Annotated in this window: 17 protein-coding genes, 1 tRNA gene and 2 rRNA genes; 11 read left to right on the top strand and 9 right to left on the bottom strand. The window is 55.1% G+C overall.

The genetic code is table 11. The features are described from left to right. Positions 1 to 31: 31 nt before the first annotated feature. From PYCH_RS08205 to PYCH_RS08180, 5 genes are all read right to left on the bottom strand, one after another. Complete coding sequence (locus PYCH_RS08205) at positions 32 to 1,510, bottom strand: DUF2139 domain-containing protein (protein WP_148236282.1); 1,479 nt, start codon at positions 1,508 to 1,510, stop codon at positions 32 to 34. Positions 1,511 to 1,621: 111 nt separating this feature from the next. After that, positions 1,622 to 4,661, bottom strand: a 23S ribosomal RNA gene (locus tag PYCH_RS08200). Positions 4,662 to 4,780: 119 nt separating this feature from the next. After that, positions 4,781 to 4,857: transfer RNA gene (locus PYCH_RS08195), tRNA-Ala, on the bottom strand. A 54-nt stretch (positions 4,858 to 4,911) separates the two neighbouring features. Next, a 16S ribosomal RNA gene (locus tag PYCH_RS08190) occupies positions 4,912 to 6,408 on the bottom strand. Together the 16S and 23S rRNA genes with 1 tRNA gene alongside form the textbook arrangement of a ribosomal RNA operon. A gap of 351 nt (positions 6,409 to 6,759) precedes the next feature. Further along, on the bottom strand, positions 6,760 to 7,650 hold the full coding sequence (locus tag PYCH_RS08180; RefSeq protein ID WP_048058289.1) for an LEA type 2 family protein: 891 nt from the start codon (positions 7,648 to 7,650) through the stop codon (positions 6,760 to 6,762). A gap of 61 nt (positions 7,651 to 7,711) precedes the next feature. On the opposite strand from PYCH_RS08180, the gene PYCH_RS08175 reads away from it, so the two are divergent. Next, positions 7,712 to 8,329: a MarC family protein gene (locus PYCH_RS08175; RefSeq protein ID WP_048058288.1), complete on the top strand. Its 618-nt coding sequence runs from the start codon at positions 7,712 to 7,714 to the stop codon at positions 8,327 to 8,329. On the opposite strand, the gene PYCH_RS08170 is transcribed toward PYCH_RS08175, so the two are convergent. Both PYCH_RS08170 and PYCH_RS08165 read right to left on the bottom strand, forming a co-directional pair. After that, on the bottom strand, positions 8,316 to 8,840 hold the full coding sequence (locus PYCH_RS08170; RefSeq protein WP_048058287.1) for a metal-dependent hydrolase: 525 nt from the start codon (positions 8,838 to 8,840) through the stop codon (positions 8,316 to 8,318). The two genes, PYCH_RS08175 and PYCH_RS08170, sit on opposite strands and share 14 nt — an antisense overlap. Further along, the gene (locus PYCH_RS08165) at positions 8,837 to 10,021 is read right to left on the bottom strand and encodes an AAA family ATPase (protein ID WP_048058286.1); all 1,185 of its coding nucleotides are present in this window, start codon (positions 10,019 to 10,021) and stop codon (positions 8,837 to 8,839) included. The genes PYCH_RS08170 and PYCH_RS08165 overlap by 4 nt, the downstream gene beginning before the upstream one ends. A 96-nt stretch (positions 10,022 to 10,117) precedes the next feature. Here PYCH_RS08165 and PYCH_RS08160 point away from each other — a divergent pair, with 96 nt between their 5' ends. Together PYCH_RS08160 and speE are read left to right on the top strand one after the other, a co-directional pair. Then, positions 10,118 to 10,486, top strand: a complete 369-nt coding sequence (locus PYCH_RS08160; RefSeq protein WP_148236228.1) for an immunoglobulin-like domain-containing protein — start codon at positions 10,118 to 10,120, stop codon at positions 10,484 to 10,486. A gap of 32 nt (positions 10,487 to 10,518) precedes the next feature. Next, entirely contained in the window at positions 10,519 to 11,355 is an 837-nt protein-coding gene (speE, locus tag PYCH_RS08155; protein ID WP_013906390.1) for a polyamine aminopropyltransferase, read from the top strand. Here the strand turns inward: speE and PYCH_RS08150 are convergent. Further along, on the bottom strand, positions 11,352 to 12,686 hold the full coding sequence (locus PYCH_RS08150) for a DEAD/DEAH box helicase (RefSeq protein ID WP_013906389.1): 1,335 nt from the start codon (positions 12,684 to 12,686) through the stop codon (positions 11,352 to 11,354). The two genes, speE and PYCH_RS08150, sit on opposite strands and share 4 nt — an antisense overlap. A gap of 108 nt (positions 12,687 to 12,794) precedes the next feature. Between PYCH_RS08150 and PYCH_RS08145 the strand changes: the two genes are divergently transcribed. After that, entirely contained in the window at positions 12,795 to 13,004 is a 210-nt protein-coding gene (locus tag PYCH_RS08145; RefSeq protein WP_013906388.1) for a PRC-barrel domain-containing protein, read from the top strand. Here PYCH_RS08145 and trmBL1 read toward each other — a convergent pair whose 3' ends face one another. Then, entirely contained in the window at positions 13,005 to 14,036 is a 1,032-nt protein-coding gene (trmBL1, locus tag PYCH_RS08140; protein WP_013906387.1) for an HTH-type sugar sensing transcriptional regulator TrmBL1, read from the bottom strand. It abuts the gene before it with no gap. A gap of 118 nt (positions 14,037 to 14,154) precedes the next feature. Between trmBL1 and PYCH_RS08135 the strand changes: the two genes are divergently transcribed. From PYCH_RS08135 to PYCH_RS08100, 7 genes are all read left to right on the top strand, one after another. Next, positions 14,155 to 14,556 carry a UPF0146 family protein gene (locus PYCH_RS08135; RefSeq protein WP_013906386.1) on the top strand — a complete coding sequence of 134 codons (402 nt, stop codon included), beginning with the start codon at positions 14,155 to 14,157 and terminating at the stop codon, positions 14,554 to 14,556. Between the two features lie 41 nt (positions 14,557 to 14,597). After that, positions 14,598 to 15,566 carry a ribose 1,5-bisphosphate isomerase gene (locus PYCH_RS08130; RefSeq protein ID WP_013906385.1) on the top strand — a complete coding sequence of 323 codons (969 nt, stop codon included), beginning with the start codon at positions 14,598 to 14,600 and terminating at the stop codon, positions 15,564 to 15,566. A gap of 349 nt (positions 15,567 to 15,915) precedes the next feature. After that, positions 15,916 to 17,157, top strand: coding sequence for an aminotransferase-like domain-containing protein (locus tag PYCH_RS08120; RefSeq protein ID WP_013906384.1), 1,242 nt, complete (start codon positions 15,916 to 15,918; stop codon positions 17,155 to 17,157). 161 nt (positions 17,158 to 17,318) lie between these two features. Then, positions 17,319 to 18,941 carry an extracellular solute-binding protein gene (locus PYCH_RS08115; RefSeq protein WP_013906383.1) on the top strand — a complete coding sequence of 541 codons (1,623 nt, stop codon included), beginning with the start codon at positions 17,319 to 17,321 and terminating at the stop codon, positions 18,939 to 18,941. A gap of 12 nt (positions 18,942 to 18,953) precedes the next feature. Continuing rightward, positions 18,954 to 19,892 (top strand): carbohydrate ABC transporter permease, encoded by a 939-nt coding sequence (locus PYCH_RS08110; RefSeq protein WP_013906382.1) that lies wholly within the window; start codon positions 18,954 to 18,956, stop codon positions 19,890 to 19,892. After that, positions 19,892 to 20,761 (top strand): carbohydrate ABC transporter permease, encoded by an 870-nt coding sequence (locus PYCH_RS08105; protein ID WP_013906381.1) that lies wholly within the window; start codon positions 19,892 to 19,894, stop codon positions 20,759 to 20,761. The genes PYCH_RS08110 and PYCH_RS08105 overlap by 1 nt, the downstream gene beginning before the upstream one ends. A gap of 6 nt (positions 20,762 to 20,767) precedes the next feature. Further along, positions 20,768 to 21,853 carry an ABC transporter ATP-binding protein gene (locus PYCH_RS08100; RefSeq protein WP_013906380.1) on the top strand — a complete coding sequence of 362 codons (1,086 nt, stop codon included), beginning with the start codon at positions 20,768 to 20,770 and terminating at the stop codon, positions 21,851 to 21,853. Positions 21,854 to 21,929: the final 76 nt, after the last annotated feature.

Below are 21,929 nucleotides of genomic sequence, written 5' to 3'. Positions count from 1 at the left end.
TCCAGTCAAAGTTCTTACTATTCACCGGCCATCACCTCAGGTCGATTCTGGCATTCCCCTTAAAGTCGGGCTCCTCAAGCTTAAAGGAGACAATGCCACTAAAGGAGCTCAGGTCGATGACATTTCTTCCCTTCTTGACGTCAAACTTCTCTTCGTCCGCGGAGTTGAGCGGTAGCGAGAGATCATACTCATAGATTGTCAACTCGTTATCCCTCGATGCCTTGAGGATGAGCCTTGGCTCCTTATAACCGTCGAGCGGTATCCCACCGAACGTCCCGGCGCCGAGTTCCATAGCTTTCGAGGGAAAAGCTAGTGGAAGCGAGAAGCTGACGGCCGGGGGCCTTTCTTGCAGTATCTTCTCATCCAGAAGAACTATATCCCTGTTCCCCGTATCGAAAGGCGTGGCATCTAGAGCTCCAACATTCGGCGTCGTGTTCGTTCCTAGAAGTAACTTGCCCATGGCTTTCTCCAAGCTTGTAATCCTAGCACCGAAGGTTCCAACTATCTTGACCATTGGAGGAGCGATGTAAACTAGGACGCTCGGCCCGACTATAGTGTTCGTGAACCTTGAAAATTCAGCTTCCTCCGGAGTTCTAGGCCTGTAGAAGGCGTCATGATGAGAGTTAAAAGCTATTAAAATCCCGCCACCCGTGTGCAGGACATTGGTTCTGAAGGGGGCATAGAAGGTGTAGAAGTCGAAGAGGCGCACAAAGTCAAAGGGTTCGTCATTGAATGGGTTGCCAATGAAAATGCCACCCCTCACGAAGGCGAATGCCCTGTTGTAGGCGCCTCCCATCGCCCCAAGATGGGGATGGACATACTTGCCTCCATCAACGCTCTCCCCCAGCCTAAACTTCTCCCACCTACCCGTCACTAAGTCAAGGGCGTGTATTTCCCTAAGTCCCTCTGTGAAGTTGTTTCCAATCCCGAAGAAAGCCGTGTCATGGACTAGGGCACCTTTCGCACTTGGCTCCGGGCTAAGCAACCTAATTTTTCCAGTTCTCCTGTCCAAGGCGTACACGCCAAGGTTTTTGTGCCCATCCTCCCTTGCCAGTAACAGCTCATCCATGTAGGGGTTGTATATTATGTCACTAACCTCTCCGGCCCATTCCCGCGGATGATGAATTGACTCCTTCCAAACCAAGCGAACCGAGTCATTCTCGGTGTCGTATTCATGCACGTGGGAGTATTTGTTTACAAAGCTTATTGTGGCTTTTCCATCCCCTTTACCTTCGTAGATGGCAGGGGCATGAATCCACCCACCGAAGTATATGAACTCGTCAACGACCTCTACGGCGTTGTAAGTGTCGCCACCTGAGGTTGGTTTGTCACCAACGAGATCAAATTCGTAGATCCTGTAAGAATCCTCCCTTATGAAGTGTGCCTCGGCTTCGAAGGCAAGTGTAAAGTACAGAACGCCATTGTGGTATCTCAGGCCAAAAATTCCACCGCTTCCCCACTCTGGACCGTAGCGTGGAGGAAAACGGTTCAATCTGTTCCAAATCACGATTATCACAACAAAAGCCACAACTGCGAGGCAATTAAATTTTATGTTTCAGAAGAGCCATTTCAAGGGCCGTGCACAGGCGGATGGCCTATCAAATGCCCAGCCCCCTTTTCGGGGGCAAGAACCTCGGGCGATTGGGAGCGGCAGACTAAGCGGGTCGGTTGACCCTTCCCGCTTACATCCCCGCCCCATCGACCGGGTCTTCTGCCCGAGCCCTCGTCCCTGGCAACGGGCCGGTCACCCAGGCCCAAACGCCAGGGAACGGCCGCCTATTTTCGGGGGCCGCTTCGGCCTTAGATGCCTTCAGGCCTTATCGGCTGCGGCGTAGCTGCCCGGCGATGCCCGGGAGGACAACCGGTAGACCAGAGGCCGCGGCACCCTGTTCCTCTCGTACTAGGGGCACCTTCCCCTCAGGCGGCCAACACCCCCGGTAGATAGCATCCGACCTGTCTCACGACGGTCTAAACCCAGCTCACGTTCCCCTTTAATGGGTGAACACCCCCACCCTTGGCCCCTGCTGCAGGGCCAGGATGGGAAGAGCCGACAGCGAGGTAGCAAGCCTCGGGGTCGATATGGGCTCTCGCCCGAGACGACTCTGTTATCCCCAGGGTAGCTTTTCTGTCATCCCAGGCCCCCACCGGGGAGGCACTGGGGTTCGCTAGGCCACCCTTTCGGGGCTGGACCCGCCTCTGTTACGGGTCCAGTCAGGCCGGCTTTTGCCCTTGCACTCTACGGCGGATTCCTGACCCGCCTGAGCCGACCTTAGGGCGCCTCCGATACCTTTTCGGAGGCGTGCCGCCCCAGCCAAACTGCCCACCTACCGCTGTCCCCCCTTTCGGGGGTTAGCCATACGGCGGGAGGTGGGCGGTGTCTCATGGACGGCTCCACCCGGCCCGGAGACCGGGCTTCGACGCCTCCCGCCTACGCTGCGCACCCCCCGCCGTATGGCAACGGCAGGCTGCAGTAAAGCTCCATGGGGTCTTCGCTTCCCACCGGGGGTCCCTGGCATATGCGCCAGGCAGAGGTTTCGCCGGGCCCCGGCCGGGGACAGCGGGGACCTCGTTACGCCATTCATGCAGGTCGGCATTTAACCGACAAGGAATTTCGCTACCTTAAGAGGGTTATAGTTACCCCCGCCGTTTACCGGTGCTTCACCCGGTTGTACCCGGGCTTCACATACCGGCACTGGGCAGGCGTCGGCCCCAGTACAAACCCTTTCGGGCTAGCTGGGACCTGTGTTTTTATTAAACAGTCGGGCCCCCCTAGTCACTGCGACCTGCGGGTTACGCACCCGCAGGCACCCCTTCTCCCGAAGTTACGGGGCCAGTTTGCCGAGTTCCCTCGGCCGGGTTTCCCCCGACACGCCTTAGGCTTCTCACCCAGGGGCACCTGTGTCGGTTCTCGGTACGGTCGCGGGGGATCGGAATTCCCGGAGGGCTTTTCACGGGCCCCAGGGATCGGCGGAACCCCCCTAACGGGGGGCCATTCGCGCTTTCACCCGGTTCTCGCCATTACGGCACTCCCCGGGCTTATACGCTTAGCCGGCCTCGTCGGCCGGTCCGCCTACCCCGAGGCGTCACCCTCCGGGCTTGCGTTGCCGCACCTACCCCCGCGGTACGGGAATATAAACCCGTTTCCCTTTCCCCGGCGCCGAGTTACGGGCCGGGTTAGGACCGACTAACCCACGGCTGACGACCATTGCCGTGGAACCCTGGCCCCTCCGGCGGTCGGGATTCTCACCCGACTACGCTGCTACTCCCGGCAGGATCCGCGATACCGGCGGCTCCACCGGACCTTACGGCCCGGCTTCTACGCCACCGGCACGCCCGCCTACCCGATCACGGACCACTCGGTCCGTGCGCCGGGGTCTCGGCGGCCGGCTTAAGCCCCGTCCATTTTCGGGGCCCCGGACCTCGACGGGTGAGCTGTTACGCACTCTTTAAAGGATGGCTGCTTCTAAGCCTACCTCCCCGCTGTCTAAGGCCCGGGACACCCTTTGGAGTAACACTTAGCCGGCACTTTGGGGCCTTAACCCCGGTCTGGGTTGTTCCCCTCTCGGTGGACGGCTTACACCGCCACCCTACTCCCCCCATCTACGGCGGCGGTGGGTTCGGAGTTTGACAGGAGGCCGGGGGCTTTCGCCCCCTGCACCTCCAATCAGTGCTCTACCCCACCGCCTACCTCCGGGGAGGCCATCCTGCGGGATGATTCGGCGGGAACCAGCTATCTCCGGCCTCGATTGGCCTTTCACCCCTAGCCCGGGGTCACGGGAGCGAATTGCACATCAGCACCCCTAGCGGGCCTCCATCCCTCGGTTGAGGGACTTCACCCTGCCCCGGGCTAGATCGACCGGTTTCGGGTCTCGCGGCCGTGACTCCGGGCGCTTTCACACCCCGCCCCTCGCCCCATAAAGGGGCTGCGGGCATGTCGGTTTCCCTGCGGCTACGGGGCTTAACCCCCTTAACCTCGCCACGGCCGCGAACTCCCTGCCCCGTGTTTCAAGACGGACGGTGCAACCCCGGTCCCCTCCCCTCGTACTCCCGCGTCGCCGCGGTTTCCTTCGGGGAGGCTCACTCCTTTCGGGCCGCACCCTCCTATCGCCGCCCGGTTTCAGGCTCTTTTCACCCCCCTCCCGGGGTGCTTTTCAGCTTTCCCTCACGGTACTAGTTCGCTATCGGTCTCGGGACGTATTTAGGGTTGGGAGCCGATGCCTCCCAGCTTCCCGCCGGATATCCAACCGACGGTACTCAGGGACACCCCGAGACCCTGCGGGCTTACGCCTACGGGGCTATCACCCTCTCCGGCGCCGCGTTCCAGCGGACTTCGGCTTCGCCCGCGAGGGTCTCATACGGGGGCCCTGCAACCCCACATCCCCCGGACCTTTCGGCCCGGGGTTCAGTTTGCCCTCTGCCGTTTTCGGTCGCCCCTACTCACGGCATCGCTTTTGCTTTCTTTTCCTGCGGGTACTAAGATGTTTCAATTCCCCGCGTTCCCCCTCCCTGCCGGGAGTGCGGCAAAAGCCGCGGGAGGTCCCATTCGGGAATCCCCGGTTCGACGGCTGCCTGCGCCTCGCCGGGGCTTATCGCAGCTTGCCACGCCCTTCGTCGGCGCCCCGAGCCGAGCCATCCACCGGGCGGCTTAGCGTTCTTGCCCCCTACTCAGGGGGCTGGGCATTTTTTGGGCCATCCGCCTGTGCACGGCCCTCATCGTCGCCCCTGTTCGGGGCCTTGGGCCCTTCCGCCCCGAGCCGTGCTCGGGACGTGCATCTCTTCGTGGTGGACCGGCCGGGATTTGAACCCGGGGCCTCCGGCTTGCAAAGCCGGCGCTCTCCCAGGCTGAGCTACCGGCCCACAGAAGGCAGGCCCGGCACCCCTTAAACCCCCCCGGACGGGGTTTCCGGCGATAGGAGGTGATCGAGCCGTAGGTTCCCCTACGGCTACCTTGTTACGACTTCTCCCCCCTCACGGAGCCCGGGCTCGACCCAGCCTCCCGAAGGAGACTGGGCCTCACCCGGACCCCGCTCGGGTGGAGTGACGGGCGGTGTGTGCAAGGAGCAGGGACGTATTCGCCGCGCGATGATGACGCGCGGGTACTAGGGATTCCAGCTTCACGCGGGCGAGTTGCAGCCCGCGATCCGAACTGAGGGCGGGTTTAGGGGATTCCCTTCCCCTTTCGGGGTCGGGTCCCATTGTCCCGCCCATTGTAGCGCGCGTGTAGCCCGGGGGTTTCGGGGCATACTGACCTACCGTCGCCCGCCCCTTCCTCCGGCTTATCGCCGGCAGTCCCCCCAGAGTGCCTCCCTCCCGAGCGGGAGGGACTGGCAACTGGGGGCGCGGGTCTCGCTCGTTACCACACTTAAGTGGACGCCTCACGGTACGAGCTGACGGCGGCCATGCACCTCCTCTCGGCGCGTCCGGCAAGACCTTCAGCCTGGCCTTCATCCTGCCGTCGCCCCCGGTGAGGTTCCCGGCGTTGAATCCAATTAAACCGCACGCTCCACCCCTTGTAGTGCTCCCCCGCCAATTCCTTTAAGTTTCAGCCTTGCGGCCGTACTCCCCAGGCGGCGGGCTTAACGGCTTCCCTACGGCACCGGGCGAGCTCGAAGCTCGCCCGACACCTAGCCCGCATCCTTTACAGCCAGGACTACCCGGGTATCTAATCCGGTTCGCTCCCCTGGCCTTCGGCCCTCACCGTCGGACCCGTTCCAGCCGGGCGCCTTCGCCACTGGCGGTCCCCCCGGGATTATAGGATTTCACCCCTACCCCGGGGGTACCCCCGGCCTCTCCCGGTCCCAAGGCCCGCAGTATCCCCAGCGAGCCCCACGGTTGAGCCGTGGGATTTCGCCAGGGACTTACGGGCCCGGCTACGGCCGCTTTAGGCCCAATAATAGTGGCCACCACTCGGGCCGCCGGTATTACCGCGGCGGCTGCCACCGGCCTTGCCCAGCCCTTATTCCCGGAGCTTTTTACACTCCGGAAAAGCCGTGCCAGAGGCACGGCACTGGGGGTCCCCCCGTCGCGGTTTCCCGCATTGCGGAGGTTTCGCGCCTGCTGCGCCCCGTAGGGCCTGGACCCGTGTCTCAGTGTCCATCTCCGGGCTCCCGCTCTCACGGCCCGTACCGATCTTCGGCTTGGTGGGCCGTTACCCCACCAACTACCTAATCGGCCGCCGGCCCATCCTCGGGCGGAGCCTTACGGCTCCCTTTCGGCCTGGGGACCTTCCAGTACCCCAGGCCTATGGGGGATTAGCCCCAGTTTCCCGGGGTTATCCCCCTCCCGAGGGTAGGTTACCGACGTGTTACTGAGCCGTCCGCCGGTGGCGTCCCAGAAGGGACGCCCCCTTGACTCGCATGGCTTAGTCGGACCCCCATAGCAGTGGCCTCCGGCAGGATCAACCGGAATTAAGGGAGTACGGCCGGTGGAACTCCCCTCGCGGGGGAGTACCAAATTCCCCGTCCGGGGGTTTGGTCGGGGTGCCGGGCCTGCCTTGCCCCCGAGGGGTCCCCCATTCGGGGTTTTCCTCGGGAGCGCATCCAGATGTGCCCACGGGTGGAGGGCGGGGTTCATTCCGGGGGCTTTGCCCCCAATCCCCCCGACGCCGCCGTCTTGACCCTGGGCTTTGACCCCCTTATTCGGGGGCTCCACCCAATAGCGGCAAACCCCCACTGTGAAAAATTTTTGCAAAGCAGTCCCATTAATCACAAGGATGTCAACTTAATGTCCAGAACAGTGTGAAATATAAAAATATCAATGTCAAATAGAAGAGAGGCTGGAGAGTATATCCGTCTCAATTGTCTTCTCAACACTTGTGAGGCAAACCTTAAAGGGCCTATTAGCAACCTCAAGGGTCATGTATATGTCAGCCCTAATGACGCTTCTCTCTCCCTTCTTCACGTGCTCGGCCCACACCCTGGGGAGAACTCCCGGGTCTATGATAATCTCCACACCCACTGTATCTCTTCCCCCTGCCTTTATGACCGTCTTCTCCAGTAGATGTGCCTCACCAACCCTAACATCGTTGATGTAGATCGTCGAGGACAAACCCATAAGAGGGAGGGGGACCGCGTTTGGATTGTAAATTTTCACGTTCGCAATAATCTTGATATGCTCCCTAGTAACGCCTCCCCACCTGGCCTCGATACCCTCGATTCCAGGTGTCTTTATGGGGATGAAACCTATAACGCGGGTCTCTGGCTCAACCTTTATGTTCTCAACGTAAGAGAGAATGTCAGTCGTAACTTCCTTGTCGATAGTGTAGTGAAGGGGCAGCACGTTGAAGAGCTTGACGTTGAGAGAGATACTGACATCGCTTACTTCTCCATTCTCTATGTGTTTCACCAAGGCTTCTACGAGTTTTTTGTTGTCAATGACCATCGTGAAGGCGGCCTTGGAAGATAGAAACCCCACCTCTGCCCTCTCAACCCTCGCAAAGGAAACTCCCCCCAAGGATACCGTTGCGTTTTCAATCGTTATTGGAAACGGAGCCGGCTTTCCAAGACTCATCACGATGTTAATTTCCGTGGTTGCCTCATCGACGTACCCCCACTCCCCTGTGAACCGTGGATGCATGGAGAGTATGAAGTACGCGGAATATGCCAACCACGCCACGATTAGGAGAATAATTATGCCAAGAGCCCTTCCCATATTCATCCCCTGAGAAATTCTAGACCAAGAGTTTATAAAGCCATCAGGCACACAAACGGATATGCTCAAAGAAGTTCTCAGCTCGGCCCTGTTGATGCTGATAATGATAGACCCGAGCGATAAGATACTCCTCGTCAGCCTGCTCAGGGAGGATTTCCACATAGAGGACATAAAAAGCCTTATAGTAAGGGCGAACGTCATAGGCCTGCTTCTACTCTTTATATTCGCCGTATCCGGTAAGATAATCCTCCAGGATATATTCCACATAGAGCTCGACGCCCTGAGAGTTGCCGGCGGCTTCGTTCTCTTCAAAATAGGTCTCGAGGCCCTGGAGGGAGGTGGCATAGTCACCTTGAAGAAGGAGAAGAACATACTTGCCCTCGCGGCTGTTCCCGTTGCCACCCCCCTAATCGCAGGACCCGCGGCCATCACAGCCTCGATAACGCTCACCGCCGAGTATGGAATACTTATATCAACGCTCGCCATAGTCATTGCGATTACCATAACGGCAATCCTAATGCTAATTGCTCTCTACGCTCTCAAGAGCGTCAGCAAAACGACCTTAAGCGTCATCATCAGGATAATAGGCCTGTTTATAATGGCCATTGGAGCCCAGATGATGGTGGCTGGGGCAGGCGGGATAATTTTGAATATAATGAACGCCACTACAGGAGCTTGATGCTCCCATCGAGGAGCAGGTGAAGAGCGTAGCCAAGGAAGGAAACAAAGGCTATGAAGAGTCCCTCTTCCATGCTCATTCCAAACCCATGGCTGACCATAAGGAATGCCACGCCAGCGTAAAAGGTTGCAAAGAAGAGAGAATGAACAACCCCCCTGTGCCTAGGCATGAAGGCCGTAAAGGCATACCAAGAGGCGAGGGCGACGAGGGCAGAGATGCCCCAAGAAACCACTATGTCAAGCCAAGGTTCTTCCAGATCGAAGAGCCCGCTCACCCTCAAGAATACGAGACTTCCGGCAGCTACAGATATTAGGGGCTTCGAACCCCGATGGATAAGGGAATCAGGATGGTCTATGTCTGGAAGGTCGCTCCCCAAGACGTAAAAGGCGTAGCCAAAGATGAGGGCCCTAACGGATAGTTCTAAGGGAATATAGGAAGATAGAAAGGTCGCAAGAAAAACGGCGATTGGATAGGTTATTATCCCCGCCAAAACGTGTTCCTCGTAGTTCATTTACCCTCCTCCAGGAATTTCCTAACGTAGTCTGGAACCTTGTAGTTCCCCCTAGGATCGCCCACGAGGAAGCCAAGCCTTATCAGTTCCTCGAGCTTCTCGTAGGCCTGCATACCAGACATCTTGACATCCTTAGCTATCTGGATGTAGCTCACTGGACCGCCGTTGAACTTCTCAATTATGACCTCAACGAGGGGTCTGAAGTCCTTGGGAATCCTAGTCAGATACTCCTCAAGGCTCTTGGGCTCCTCAAGTATTGTTGTGACTACATAATCGTCTATGGGGTCAAACTTGTGCTTGGCAGCTTCGCTGAGGACGTAGTGAAGGAGCCTAAGTATTTGCCTCGGATTACCCCCACCGAGTTCATGTATGAGCCTTATGGCCTTCTCCGTGAATGGATATATGGGGTCGTCGGTGTCCTTTACCCTTACCCTGTTGAGCCTCTTCTTAACGAGCTCCAGCACCTCATCGAAGCTCATAGGTCTAAGCTTGAATTCATAATGCAAGCGCATGAAAAAGGCCGGAAACTGACGGGCGTATTCCTCGTAGGCCTCCGGCACGGAAGCAAAGGCGAAGATGCTACCAGAGGGCATGTTGCTTATGAAGTGTCTCAGCATCTCGAAGAAGAGTATCTTCTCCTTCTCCTCAGCTCCCGCCATGTTCTCGAGCTCGTCAAGGAGTAGGGCAGAGTACTTGTGCTTGCCGAGCTCTGCGGAGAGCATCTCGGCTATATCCCTGCTCTTGTACTCGCCAACGGATGACAGCATCTTCTCCAGCCTATCTATGAACCCCAGCTTCTTGGTGAGGTTCTCGAGAAATATATTTGTCCTGCTCTTCGGAGGCTTGAATGCATTGAATATATCCCTGGTCACCTTGAGGATATCCGACGTGTCCACCTTGACGTATATGGCCTTGCCGCCACGCTCCTCTATTGCCTTGGCAACACTCTTAAGCCTCTGGGTCTTGCCCATACCGAGCGGTCCAACAATCGAGAAGGCGACGGAGCTCCTGCTCCCCACGACCTCTGAAACCACCATAGATAACTTCATATCGACCTCTTGGTAAACGTGAATGCTCTCTATGTCCTCTATACCCTCGCTGGCCAGTTCCTTGAAGGGGTTCCCGGAAAGCCCATAGACGTCGTAGGATGGGGATGAATACAACCTGAGGGTCCCTTCCATCCCTTCCCCTCCATAATCCTTTCCGGGCAGTTATATAAAAGTCTGTCCCCGAATATCCGCAAAGCTTATGTTTGTTAAGCGCAAATCTTCTCCGAGATGGTCATGAAAATTATAAAGACTCCCCGGGATGAGGAAGTCGGCATCTTGGATGCTAATTCGAGGATAGAGGCAAACGTCAGGCTGACCGTTCGCCAAGAAGGAGGACTCAAGATAGAGATTGAGAACTTGGAATCCTTCCCCATAGAGGTTTCCTACGAAGTCGAACTCTACGAGTTCCTCGGCTTCTGGAGGAGGGTAAACACGGAGGTCGTGTTCATACAAGAAAGGGAAACCCTTCTGCCGGGGGAAAAGTTCACCCAAATCCTAAATCTAGACCTGCCTCCTGGCCGGTACAGGGTCGAGAAGCCCATTTACGTGAGAGGGATTAAGATAAAGGTCTGGCAGGAGTTCACGGTAGGTTTATAATCCCGCCGGTAAGTGTTAGGGGCGGTGAGAGCATGGAGTTCATCGAATGGTATCCCAGGGGATATGGCGTCGCGTTCAAGGTCAAAGAAAAGATCTTCGAGGGAAAGAGCGGATACCAAGAGATAAAGGTCTACGAAACCGAGGGATTCGGCAGGCTCCTCGTCCTCGATGGGACCGTCCAGCTGGTAACTAAGGGAGAAGAAAGTTACCACGAGCCCCTCGTCCATCCGGCTATGTTTGCTCATCCAAACCCAAAGAGGGTCCTCGTGATAGGTGGGGGAGATGGAGGGACTATAAGGGAGGTTCTTCGACACGAGAGTGTTGAAAAGGCCGTTATGGTGGAGATAGATAAGATAGTCGTAGAGGTTTCCATGGAATATATACAGATAGATGGCGGGCTCCTAAGAAGGATGCTCGAGGGAAAGGAGGACAGGGCCGAGTTAATCATAGGAGACGGTGTCAGGTACCTGAGGGAGAACGGAAACTTCGACGTTATAATAGTTGACTCGACGGATCCCGTAGGTCCAGCGGAGATGCTCTTCAGCGAGTCCTTTTACAAGGACGCCTACAGAGCTCTCAACGATCCAGGCATTTATGTGACACAGGCAGGAAGCGTTTATCTATTTACGGATGAGCTGGTATCAGCTTACAAGGCAATGAAGAATGTCTTCGACAGAGTTTACTATTACAGCTTTCCGGTAATAGGCTACGCATCGCCCTGGGCTTTCCTAGTGGGGATTAAGGGGGACTTAGACTTCAGGAGGATTGACCTCGAGAGGGCGAAGAAGCTCTCCCTGAAGTATTACGACCCTGAGAGGCACGAAACACTCTTTCAGATGCCCAAATACGTCAGGGAGATGCTCGTCTAATCCGGGTAATACCTGCCGTAGTACTGCTTCAGAGCCTTCTGCCTCTCAAGGAAGTGCGTGAAGAGCAGGGGGTCAGTGTCCTTAACGTCCACTATAACTGCCTCCCCACCCGCCTTTGGCCTCAGAGCCCTTCCTATCGTTTGGATTGTCATTATGTCGCTCTTCCCGCCACCCGCCAGGATTATGGCGGATATTTCCGGTATGTCAACGCCCTCCTTCAGAAGCGTCGAGACAAGAACCTGAACCTCGCCTTCCTTGAATTTTTCTAGAATCTCCCAGCGGTTCGGGCTCTGGGAGCTGAGGAACTCGGCATTTATTCCTTTCTCCCTGAGCATCTTAGCTAGGAGTTCTCCATGGTCTATCCTTCTAACATCCACGAGAACCCTGTGGCCTGCCCTCGCAAGCTCGACGGCCTTCTCCACTATAGCCCTGTTCCTATCCTCGTTCTCCATTATGGCCTCCTCATAGAGCTCCTTATATCTGTCGGCGAGAGCGGGCATCTTAGACTCGTATTCTATGATCTCGAACCTCGGCCTCGCAAGAAAGCCCTCATCTATGAGGTCCTCAGCCCTGACCTCATATATTACAGGCCCCACGACACCCTCTATCTTCATCTCCTCGCCGCGGAGGCGCCTCCACGGGGTCGCCGAGAGACCAAAGCGGTAAACCTGCGAGAGGCTCATTCCAACCTGGTAAAACTTTTCGGCCGCCGAAGTGCGGTGGCACTCATCGAAGAGGACTACCGCATAGGGGTTCTCCAGCTTGTCCGTTCCCCTCGAGAGCAGAGTCTGTATCATGGCGACCGTCACGGGGCCTTCCTTCCACTTGTTATCCCCTACGATGCCCGCCTTTATCCCAAGAACATCCTCAACCTTCTCGGCCCACTGGTACAGGAGCTCCTTCGTGTGGACGATTATGAGGGCAGAGAGATCAAGCTCGTGTATTATTCTCAGCCCCACTATCGTCTTCCCACTACCAACAGGCAGGGCCAAGACACCCATCTTCTCCCTTAGCGCCTTCTTGACGGCCTTCTTTTGATATTTCCTAAGCTCATATTTTGGATTCCACTCGGAGTTTAGCTTGACGCCCTCCACAACCCTCTCATCCTTAACCCTAACCCTATAGCCCTTGGAGTTCAGGAACTTCTTGACCCTCGGGAGTAGCCCAACGGGAAAGGTGTTCGTGTAAGGGTCGTAGAGGCTCTCCGCCTTGTCCCACCTACCAAAATCCCTCCTAAAGGAAAGGAGGTTGTATATTTGGAAGTAAACCTTGGGGTCTGCCCTTTCCACTTTAACCCTTGCGCTCCCTTCGGGTATCCTAAACACGACCATGGGCATCATCTACAAGGAGAGGATTTGGGAATGGGGATTTAAAGGTTTTATCTCTCAGCAAAAAACGTTATAAGATTGTTAAATCAACCTTGAACGGAGGTGTTCCCCATGGTCATGAGGCTGTCAACGCTCTACGGAAAGCAGATATACAACACAAAGGGGAACTACGTCGGTTACGTTGACGAAGTCCTGATAGAAATCGACGAGGGAAGGGGAAAGATCGTAGCCCTGGGGCTTCCCGGGGAAAAGGTCGGAATTCCATTCGAGAGGGTGATGGCAATAGGAGACATAGTCCTCGTGAAGGCAAGGGAGGAGTAGTCAGTCAAGGAGTATAAAGGTCTCTCCCTCTATGTCCTCAAGATAGCTCCCCAGCCCCCCCACCTTCCATCTCTTACCCTTCTCGTCTTCCACAGTTATGTTGGCCGTGAGCGGCGTATATTCGAAGTCAATTATCTTTCCCCTCAGCGTCACGGGCTTCTTGCCGTCCACTAGCCTCCCTACTATCTCCACGGGTTTCGGTAGTTCAACGAACCTCAGCACGGTTATTAGCGTCCTTATATGGGTAAAGATCAGGGGCTTCTTGAGTTCCTCGTAGTTTATGGACTTCACAAGGGTGCTGTTGTCGAAGTACATCGTGTAGAACCAGTGAACGTAGTTCTGTATAAGCCTGGGAGACTTCGCCCAGAAGGAGTAGAACCTCTCCCTGCCCCTGTCCTTTGGGAGAGTTCCAAAGAAGAGCGCGTAGTCAACATCTCCTATTATCCACGTGGCCATGAGCCAAGGTGCCTGGCCGCTCCTTGCCACGATGATGTTGTCCTTTCTCAGCCATTCGGGGATGTTCTCGTCAAAGTTGCTTATTACTACCATTATAACATCACTGTTCTTCTTCTCTATCTCGTTTCTTAAGAGAGTCAAGAACTCAAGGGGAGCGTTTATGAGAACCTCATGTTTGGCCGAGCGAATTATGTATTCACTTCTCTCAACGGTGTTTTCAAAGCCATGAATCGTCCAAATCTCTGGGATGTCCTCCCCGTGCGTGCTCCTGTAAAGCTCCTTGAAGGCCTTTTTCAGTGCCTCTATGTCCTTTGTTAAATCTTCCTTAATCTTCTCCAGAACTATCTCGGGATTTACCGGGCTGTACAACCTTGGATTTCCATGCATAACATCAACGAATCCCTTCCTATGAAGGGAGCTCAAAACATCATATATCCTTGTGTGAGGTATCCCACTTTCTCTCGTCACGTCAGTGGCCTTACTGGGACCAAGCTTTACAAGCGTCAGATAGGCGAGGCTCTCATACTTCGTGAGCCCGAGCCTTTGAAGTTTCTGAATTATCTCATTTTCAAACATCTTCCGCACCGTCCTCACTTGTTTCATTTTCGGTGATAATAACTTACTGAGTATAGAAGACACACTGCCGTATAAACATTTCGGGAACCCTTTTATATTCATCCACAAACTCCACCTCATGCTGGAGACCTTTGCAGACTTCGTGACTGAAAGGGTACGAGGAAAGAGAATCGTTGAGGTCGGTGTGGGATTTTACCTTAAGGTTGCCCTGAGGTTAAAGGAAATGGGATACGAGGTCGTCGTGGTTGACTGGAACGAGGAGGCCGTAAAAAATGCAAAGAAGCATGGACTAGTGGCCGTTAAAGATGACATCTTTAATCCCAACCCGCAGATTTACGAAAATGCTGAGGCCATTTATTCTATCAGGCCAACTCCCGAGATGATGCCAGACCTCCTGGGGCTCGCGAGAAGCCTTAGAAAGCCCCTCTTTATAGTGCCCCTCACCGGTGACCCCATTCCTCCTGGCATGAGGCTTGTAGAGTTCAGGAGGATTCCCATATACGTTTATGAGCCTCGATAGATTAATTTGGGTGTTCTTCAAAGGTTATTTTGGTGGTCATCATGCCCCTAGTTCCCGAAGTACTCGAGATTGCGAAAAAAATTAAGAACATGGAGATTAGAGGAGCCGGGAAGATAGCGCGCTCTGCCGCCCGCGCCCTTCAGATCCAGGCGGAGAAGAGCACCGCCAAGGACGCGGAGGAGCTGTGGGCCGAACTCAAGGAGGCCGCGAGGATCCTCTTCCACACGAGGCCCACGGCCGTCTCCCTGCCGAACGCCCTCCGTTACGTGATGCATAGGGCCAAGCTCGCATATCATGGAGGGGCCGATCTCGAGACGCTCCGTTTCACCGTCGTGAACGCCGCCAAGGAGTTCATCCACAACTCCGAGAAGGCCATCGAGAAGATAGGGGAGATAGGAGCTAGGCGCATTGAGGATGGCGACGTCATAATGACCCACTGCCATAGCAAGGCCGCGATAAGCGTCATGAAGACAGCCTGGGAGCAGGGTAAGAGCTTAAAGGTCATAGTCACGGAGACAAGGCCAAGGTGGCAGGGAAAGATAACGGCCAAGGAGTTGGCCTCTTACGGCATCCCAGTCATATACGTGGTGGACGGGGCTGCGAGGCACTACATGAAGATGACCGACAAGGTTGTCATGGGAGCCGACAGCATAACGGCCAACGGTGCGGTGATAAACAAGATAGGAACCTCCCTAATAGCCCTCACGGCCAAGGAGCATCGGGTTTGGGTTATGATAGCCGCGGAAACCTACAAGTTTCACCCCGAGACGATGCTCGGCCAGCTCGTGGAAATAGAGATGCGCGACCCCACGGAGGTCGTCCCCGAGGAGGAGCTCAGGACGTGGCCTAATAATATAAGGGTGGAAAATCCGGCCTTCGACGTCACACCGCCAGAGTACGTGGACGTCATAATAACCGAACGTGGCATAATACCTCCTTACGCGGCGATAGACATCCTAAGAGAGGAGTTCGGGTGGGCCCTTAAGTACAGGGAGCCGTGGGAGGAATAGCGAAAAGGAGATAAGGGAAAAATTAATCTCTCAATGGGCGCCCGGGGAGCACCGCCGAAGGCGGAGTCGATGAACTCGGGCGGGTTATTACCCCCGCCATTGAGGCCAAAAATTCTACTGACGCAAATCACTTTAATCATTGCAGTGCCTTTTTGGCACCTGGTGCCTTTTATATTACGCCAAAGTCTCAAGATGGCATTTGATGTTCATAAAATTTCTCCAAACTCCGCCTTTACAATCGTAAAAACCAAAGCACGCTTAACTCCGAAAGGTTTATATTTCATCGCCCCAAAACTCGTATGTATAAAGGTGTTCAAACGACCATAAACGTTCATTGAGGTGGTTCGAGATGGAAGAAAACCTTAGGAAGAAGCTCGAAAGCGGCCCCCTAAATTTTGAGAGTTACTTTTCACAGAAGGCCTTGGGAATGAAGGCCTCAGAGATTAGAGAGCTACTCAAGCTCGTCGAGACTAGCAACGTTATAAGCCTCGCGGGCGGCCTTCCCAATCCGAAGACGTTCCCAATTGACATACTTAAGGAGATACTGGAGGAAGTCATAACCGAGCACGCTGACAAGGCCCTCCAGTATGGAACCACGAAGGGGTTCACTCCCCTCAGGCTCGCCATAGCTAAGTGGCTCAGGAAGCGCTACGATATCCCGACATCGAAGGTTGATATAATGATCACTAGCGGCTCTCAGCAAGCCCTGGACCTCATAGGCAGGGTCTTCATAGATCCGGGTGACATCGTCGTCGTAGAGGCTCCAACTTATCTGGCGGCCCTCCAGGCCTTCAGCTTCTACGAACCCACTTACATCCAGATACCCCTCGATGACGAGGGAATGAAGACGGACGTCCTTGAGGAAAGGCTCAGGAAGCTCAAGGCCGAGGGTAAAAAGGTCAAGCTCGTTTACACCGTCCCGACCTTCCAGAATCCAGCAGGCGTCACCATGGCAGAGGAGAGGAGGAAGCACCTCATCGAGCTCGCGAGCGAGTTCGACTTCATAATCGTCGAGGACGACCCCTACGGGGAGCTTAGGTATTCGGGCAAGCCCGTGCCCAAGGTAAAGGCCCTCGACGATGAGGGCAGGGTCCTATACCTCGGAACGTTCTCGAAGATACTCTCTCCCGGCTTCAGGCTTGGATGGATTGCCGGAGAGCCCCACTTCATAAGGAAGCTGGAGATAGCGAAGCAGAGCGTTGACCTCTGCACCAACGCCTTCGGCCAAGTCGTTGCCTGGCGCTACCTCGACGGGGGCCACCTCGAGAGGCACATACCCAAGATAATCGAGTTCTACAAGCCGAGGAGGGACGCGATGCTGGACGCCCTAGAGAGGTACATGCCTGAGGGCGTCAGGTGGACGAGGCCTGAAGGTGGCATGTTCGTCTGGGTAACGCTCCCAGAAAATATAAACGCCACGGCCATGCTGGAAAGGGCCGTCGCCAAAGGCGTCGCCTACGTGCCCGGAGAGGCCTTCTACGCCCACAGGGACGTTAAGAACACCATGCGCCTCAACTTCACCTACGTCGACGAGGCCCAGATTGAGGAGGGCATCAAGAGGCTTGCCGAAACCATAAAAGAACTCCTCTGAATTTTTCATTTTTCGGATTTCCAACCGAAATCCTTTTTAAATTTGCCGACAAGTTAAGGTCAGAAAGCCTTAGTCTTATTCATGCCAAGGCTTGCAACCAAAGTTCCTCCATTTACTGAACTGATTTTATTCCCTAAAACCAGAGAAAGGAGGTGGCAACCGTGAAGGCTGAGGTCATATGGTTGGTAGCTCTTTTGTTTCTCGGTGTGGCGGCCAGCGGCTGCATAGGGGGCACCGGGACGGAGACCCAGGCCCCCTCGACCGAGGTTCAGCTGACGGGGGACTTTACGAAGGACGTCATAGAAATAGGAAAGGTCCTTGAGGCCAACGGAATAAACGAGGTCAAATTCTCGGCCTGGGGTTCCGGCGACCCCAACAGCGTCATGAGAGTTTATGGCATAGTGGAGGCGGCCAGAAGGATAAACAGGATTTGGGAAGAGAACGGGATAAACGTCAGAATTGTCATAACTGAAACCCATTACGTTGCATCCTTCCAGGATGCCTACAAGGATTACCTCAGCAAGCAGCCCCTTGGACAGGCCGGCGACTTCTTCGTGAACAGCTACGCCTTCCTACCGACTCTGGCCGAGGAGGGCTACATCCTTGACATAACCGACTACGCCTACGCCTACAAGGGTCTCATAGACGACTTCTACCCCTCCCTCATAGAGGCCTCCAAGTACAAGGGAAGGCTTTATGGCCTACCTCAAGACACCGAGGCAAGGCCCCTCTACGTCAGGAAGGACGTGGCTGAGAAGATAGGCCTCGACGTGAACAGTCTGCCCGAAAAAGTGAAGAACGGAGAGTTCACCTGGAGTGACGTCTACTACTGGGCTAAAAAGGCAAAAGAAAGTGGAGCCGCTGAGTGGGGACTGATTCACAGGAAGGGCTCGGCCCACCCAGACCTCATACAGTTCATCTTCGCCTTCGGCGGAAAGCTTTACGATGAGGAGACCGGGAAGCTCGTCGTTGATGTCCCAGCCGTTTACAAGTGGCTCTACGTCGAGTGGAAGTTCGCCCAGGACGGCCTGCTTCCAAAGGATATTATGAGCTGGGATTGGGCCAAGCAGATACACCCCACCATAGTCGAGGGCAGAACGCTGTTCGACATAGGTGGAACTTGGTACTGGACGGAGTGGCAGACCAAGCAGTACTACCATGGCAGGGGCCTCAAGCCCGAGGAAGTGAAGGATTGGTTCGCGTACACGCTCTTCCCCGCCGGTGAGAAGGGCCTTAAGCCCGTTACGCTCAGCCAGCCCTTCGTCTGGATGATAAACTCCAAGGCAGGCCAGCAGAACCCCAAGTACGACGAGCTCAAGGACGTCTATCACAAGCTGGCGTTCCTCATTCTCGTAAAGGCCAGCGACCCCGATATAAACGCCATACACAGCGTCATCTCAGCCCACCTGCCCGTCAGGAAAGAAGCGGCAAAGCTAATCAAGGACGAGAAGTGGCTCAACAACCTCAAGAACCTTAACCTCGACTTAGACCAAGAGGTCAAGGAGAACATCAAGGACATCGTGAAGGCCACGGTAAACCCGATAAACGCCCAGTTCCTCGCCGACGTCAGCTACATGCTTGAGTACACACACTTCGCCCCGGCCCATCCCAAGTACCCGGCGCTGGCTGACATCTTCAAGGAGGCCGTTGACAAGGTCCTCAGGGGTGAGATGACGCCCAAGGAGGCCGTAGATTACATAATCCAGAAGGTTCAGGCTGACCCAGAGCTCGCCCAGAACGTCGAGATAGTTGGAGAGATTCCCGAGAACTGGACGTTCCCGTGATGGGGTGATTCCATGAAGAAGGAGCGACTTCTAACCCTTTCCTTTTTTCTCTCACCCATGATGGTGATGGTGATCCTATTTTACCTGCTTCCTTTACTCCTGACAGTTTACATAAGCTTCACGCGAATGAGGAATTGGAACGTCGAGAAATACCTGACCGATTTGGTCGGCCTTTACAACTATCAAAGGCTGTTCTATATGTTCCAGCATGACCCGACTTTTAAGGCCGTCATCCTGACGACCATCGTCTTCGTCGGCATCACGCTCATAATAAACGTCTTTGGTGGCCTCGGCCTTGCCCTGGCCACGTTCTTCGTAAGTGAGAGACCCGCGTCGGGGTTCCGCCTCCTCTGGCTTCTGCCGAGGATGTCCCCCATCGCCGTGTACAGCCTCGTGTGGTACTACTTCTTCCACGGAAGCGACATCGGGACGCTGAATTCGATTTTGATGAAACTCGGCTTGATTTCTGAACCAATTCCCTGGGGCCAGGTCGTGCCCTGGGGGGCCTGGAGCATAATAATTTTTGTCAACGGGCTCGTGGGCGTGAGCTTCGGAATGATAGTCTTCACGTCCGCCTTAAATCAGATCCCGAAAGAGCTTGTAATAGCGGCTAGAGTCGATGGGGCGTCGGCCTGGGAGATATCGAGGAGGATACTTCTCCCCCTCATGAAGTGGCACTTCCTGTACGTGTTAACGTGGCAGTTCCTGAGCCTACTGACAACGTATCCGCACATATTCCTCCTCGTGGAGTGGGATCTTGTTAACAAGGACTACGGAACGACCCTAGCCCTCTACGTGTTCAACACGGCCTTCGGAAGGGGAGAGCAGGATCAGGGGCTCGCAGCGGCGGCCGCCGTTATACTCTCCATCCTCGGAATGCTTGGAGGCCTCGTGACCCTGAAGGTACTTCACTTTGAAAAGATGATAAAGAAGCCTAGGGGGGACTTCTAATGAGGGATGTGGAGACGAGACCGAGAAAGTATGAATGGGCGATAATCCTAGCGGTGTTCTTCGCGAGCCTTCCCCTCATCCTGGGCTTCTCACTCCTCATCTTGTCAAGCTTTAGCACAGACATGGTCACCAACCTCGACCTTAAGTCGCTCCACTTCACCATAGAGAACTGGATCAACGTCTTCCAGGGTAGGCTCGCAATAACGGGTGGCATAAGAACGAACATTCTCCGAATAACCCTCAACACTTTCATCGTGGCACTGGGCGTCGCCGGTATCGTGACGCTCGTGAGCACAATGGCGGGCTATTCCCTCTCGAGGATAGACTTCAGGGGAAGGAAGCATCTTATGGTGCTCCTCCTTCTCCTCCACGCCTTCCCGGGCGTGGCTCTCATAGTCGGTGTTTACCTTCTCTACCGCCTGACGTTTCCCCAGAGCCCCGAGATGGTGAGGTTTTACTCGTTCTTTTATGTAGTCCTCGCGAGGGGTGCCTTAGAAATCCCCATGTCAGTGTGGCTCATGAAAGGGTTTTTCGACACCGTTCCCTGGGAGTTCGAGTGGTCGGGGATAATAGACGGTGCCTCAAGGATAAAGGTTTGGTGGAAGATCATGCTCCCCCTAGTCAAGCCGGGCATCTTGGCAGTTGCTCTCTTCGCCTTCCTCGCCGGGTGGCAGGATATAATATACGTGAGGACGTTCCTCATAGACCAGACGCTCGCCACGTTCATTGAGGCCAACATAGAGGCCGAGTACTCACACATGCCCCTGATAGCGGCAGCAGGAACCCTCTACCTGGTACCAACTATAATATTCTTCATCACCGCCCAGCAGCTACTCCTCCAAGGATACTCGGGCGGTATTAAGGGGTGATTTGGAATGGTTAGGATAACGCTCGAGAACATAACGAAAAAATTTGGAGATTTCACGGCCCTCGACAACATAAACCTGAAGATAGAGGACAGGGAGTTCATGGCTCTCCTCGGACCCTCGGGTAGTGGGAAATCAACTATCCTCTACACGATAGCCGGGATATATAAGCCCACCAGTGGGCGGATATACTTCGACGACAGGGACGTCACGGAGGTTCCACCTAAGGACAGGAACGTTGGCCTTGTCTTTCAGAACTGGGCTCTCTATCCTCACATGACTGTCTACAAGAATATAGCCTTCCCTCTCGAGCTCAGGAAGGTTCCAAGGGAGGAGATAGAGAAGAAGGTCAAGGCCGCGGCCAAGATGCTCCATATAGAGGGACTGCTCGACCGCTACCCCTGGCAACTGAGTGGCGGACAACAGCAGCGCGTAGCGATAGCAAGGGCTCTTGTCAAGGAGCCCGATGTCCTCCTTCTCGACGAGCCCCTCAGCAATCTCGACGCCCTCCTAAGGATAAAGGTCAGGGCCGAGCTCAAGAGGCTCCAGAAGGAGCTAGGAATAACGACCATTTACGTGACCCACGACCAAGCCGAGGCTCTGGCAATGGCCGACAGGGTGGCCGTCATAAGGGAGGGGAAGATACTCCAAGTCGGGACGCCCGATGAGGTCTATTACAAACCGAAGTATAAGTTCGTCGGTGGGTTCCTCGGCAATCCTCCAATGAACTTCGTTGAGGCCGAAGTCGAAGATGGCTACCTAAGGGTTTACGGCAACAGGATACCCATCCCCGCTCACTACAAGGAGTTAATCGAAAAGCTTGGTGTAAGGGAGGTCCTTCTTGGCTTCAGGCCTCACGATGCTGAGATAGTGAAGGGGGAGACAGAGGGACTCGTCGGAGAGGTTTATTCGTTCGAACCGCTTGGAAGGGAGCAGATAATCACGATATTTATCGATGGAGCGGTTGTCAAGGTCTTCGCGCCTGAGGGAGAGCACTTCAACTTCGGAGAAAGGGTTACCGTGAAGATCCAAGAGGACAGGATAGTGCTGTTCGACAAGAAGACGGAGAAAGCGCTGGAGTTCCTTGAGGACTAAAGGCACCAAACCTTTATAAACCTCGGCAAACAAGGACGCTGGGCGAGATTAATGGTTAGGCGTAAGGTTATAAGGA

It is taken from the genome of Pyrococcus yayanosii CH1 (assembly GCF_000215995.1).
Taxonomy (GTDB): domain Archaea; phylum Methanobacteriota_B; class Thermococci; order Thermococcales; family Thermococcaceae; genus Pyrococcus; species Pyrococcus yayanosii.
Note: the sequence above shows the minus strand (reverse complement) of the source record. Positions and strands in the feature narration are given on the sequence as shown.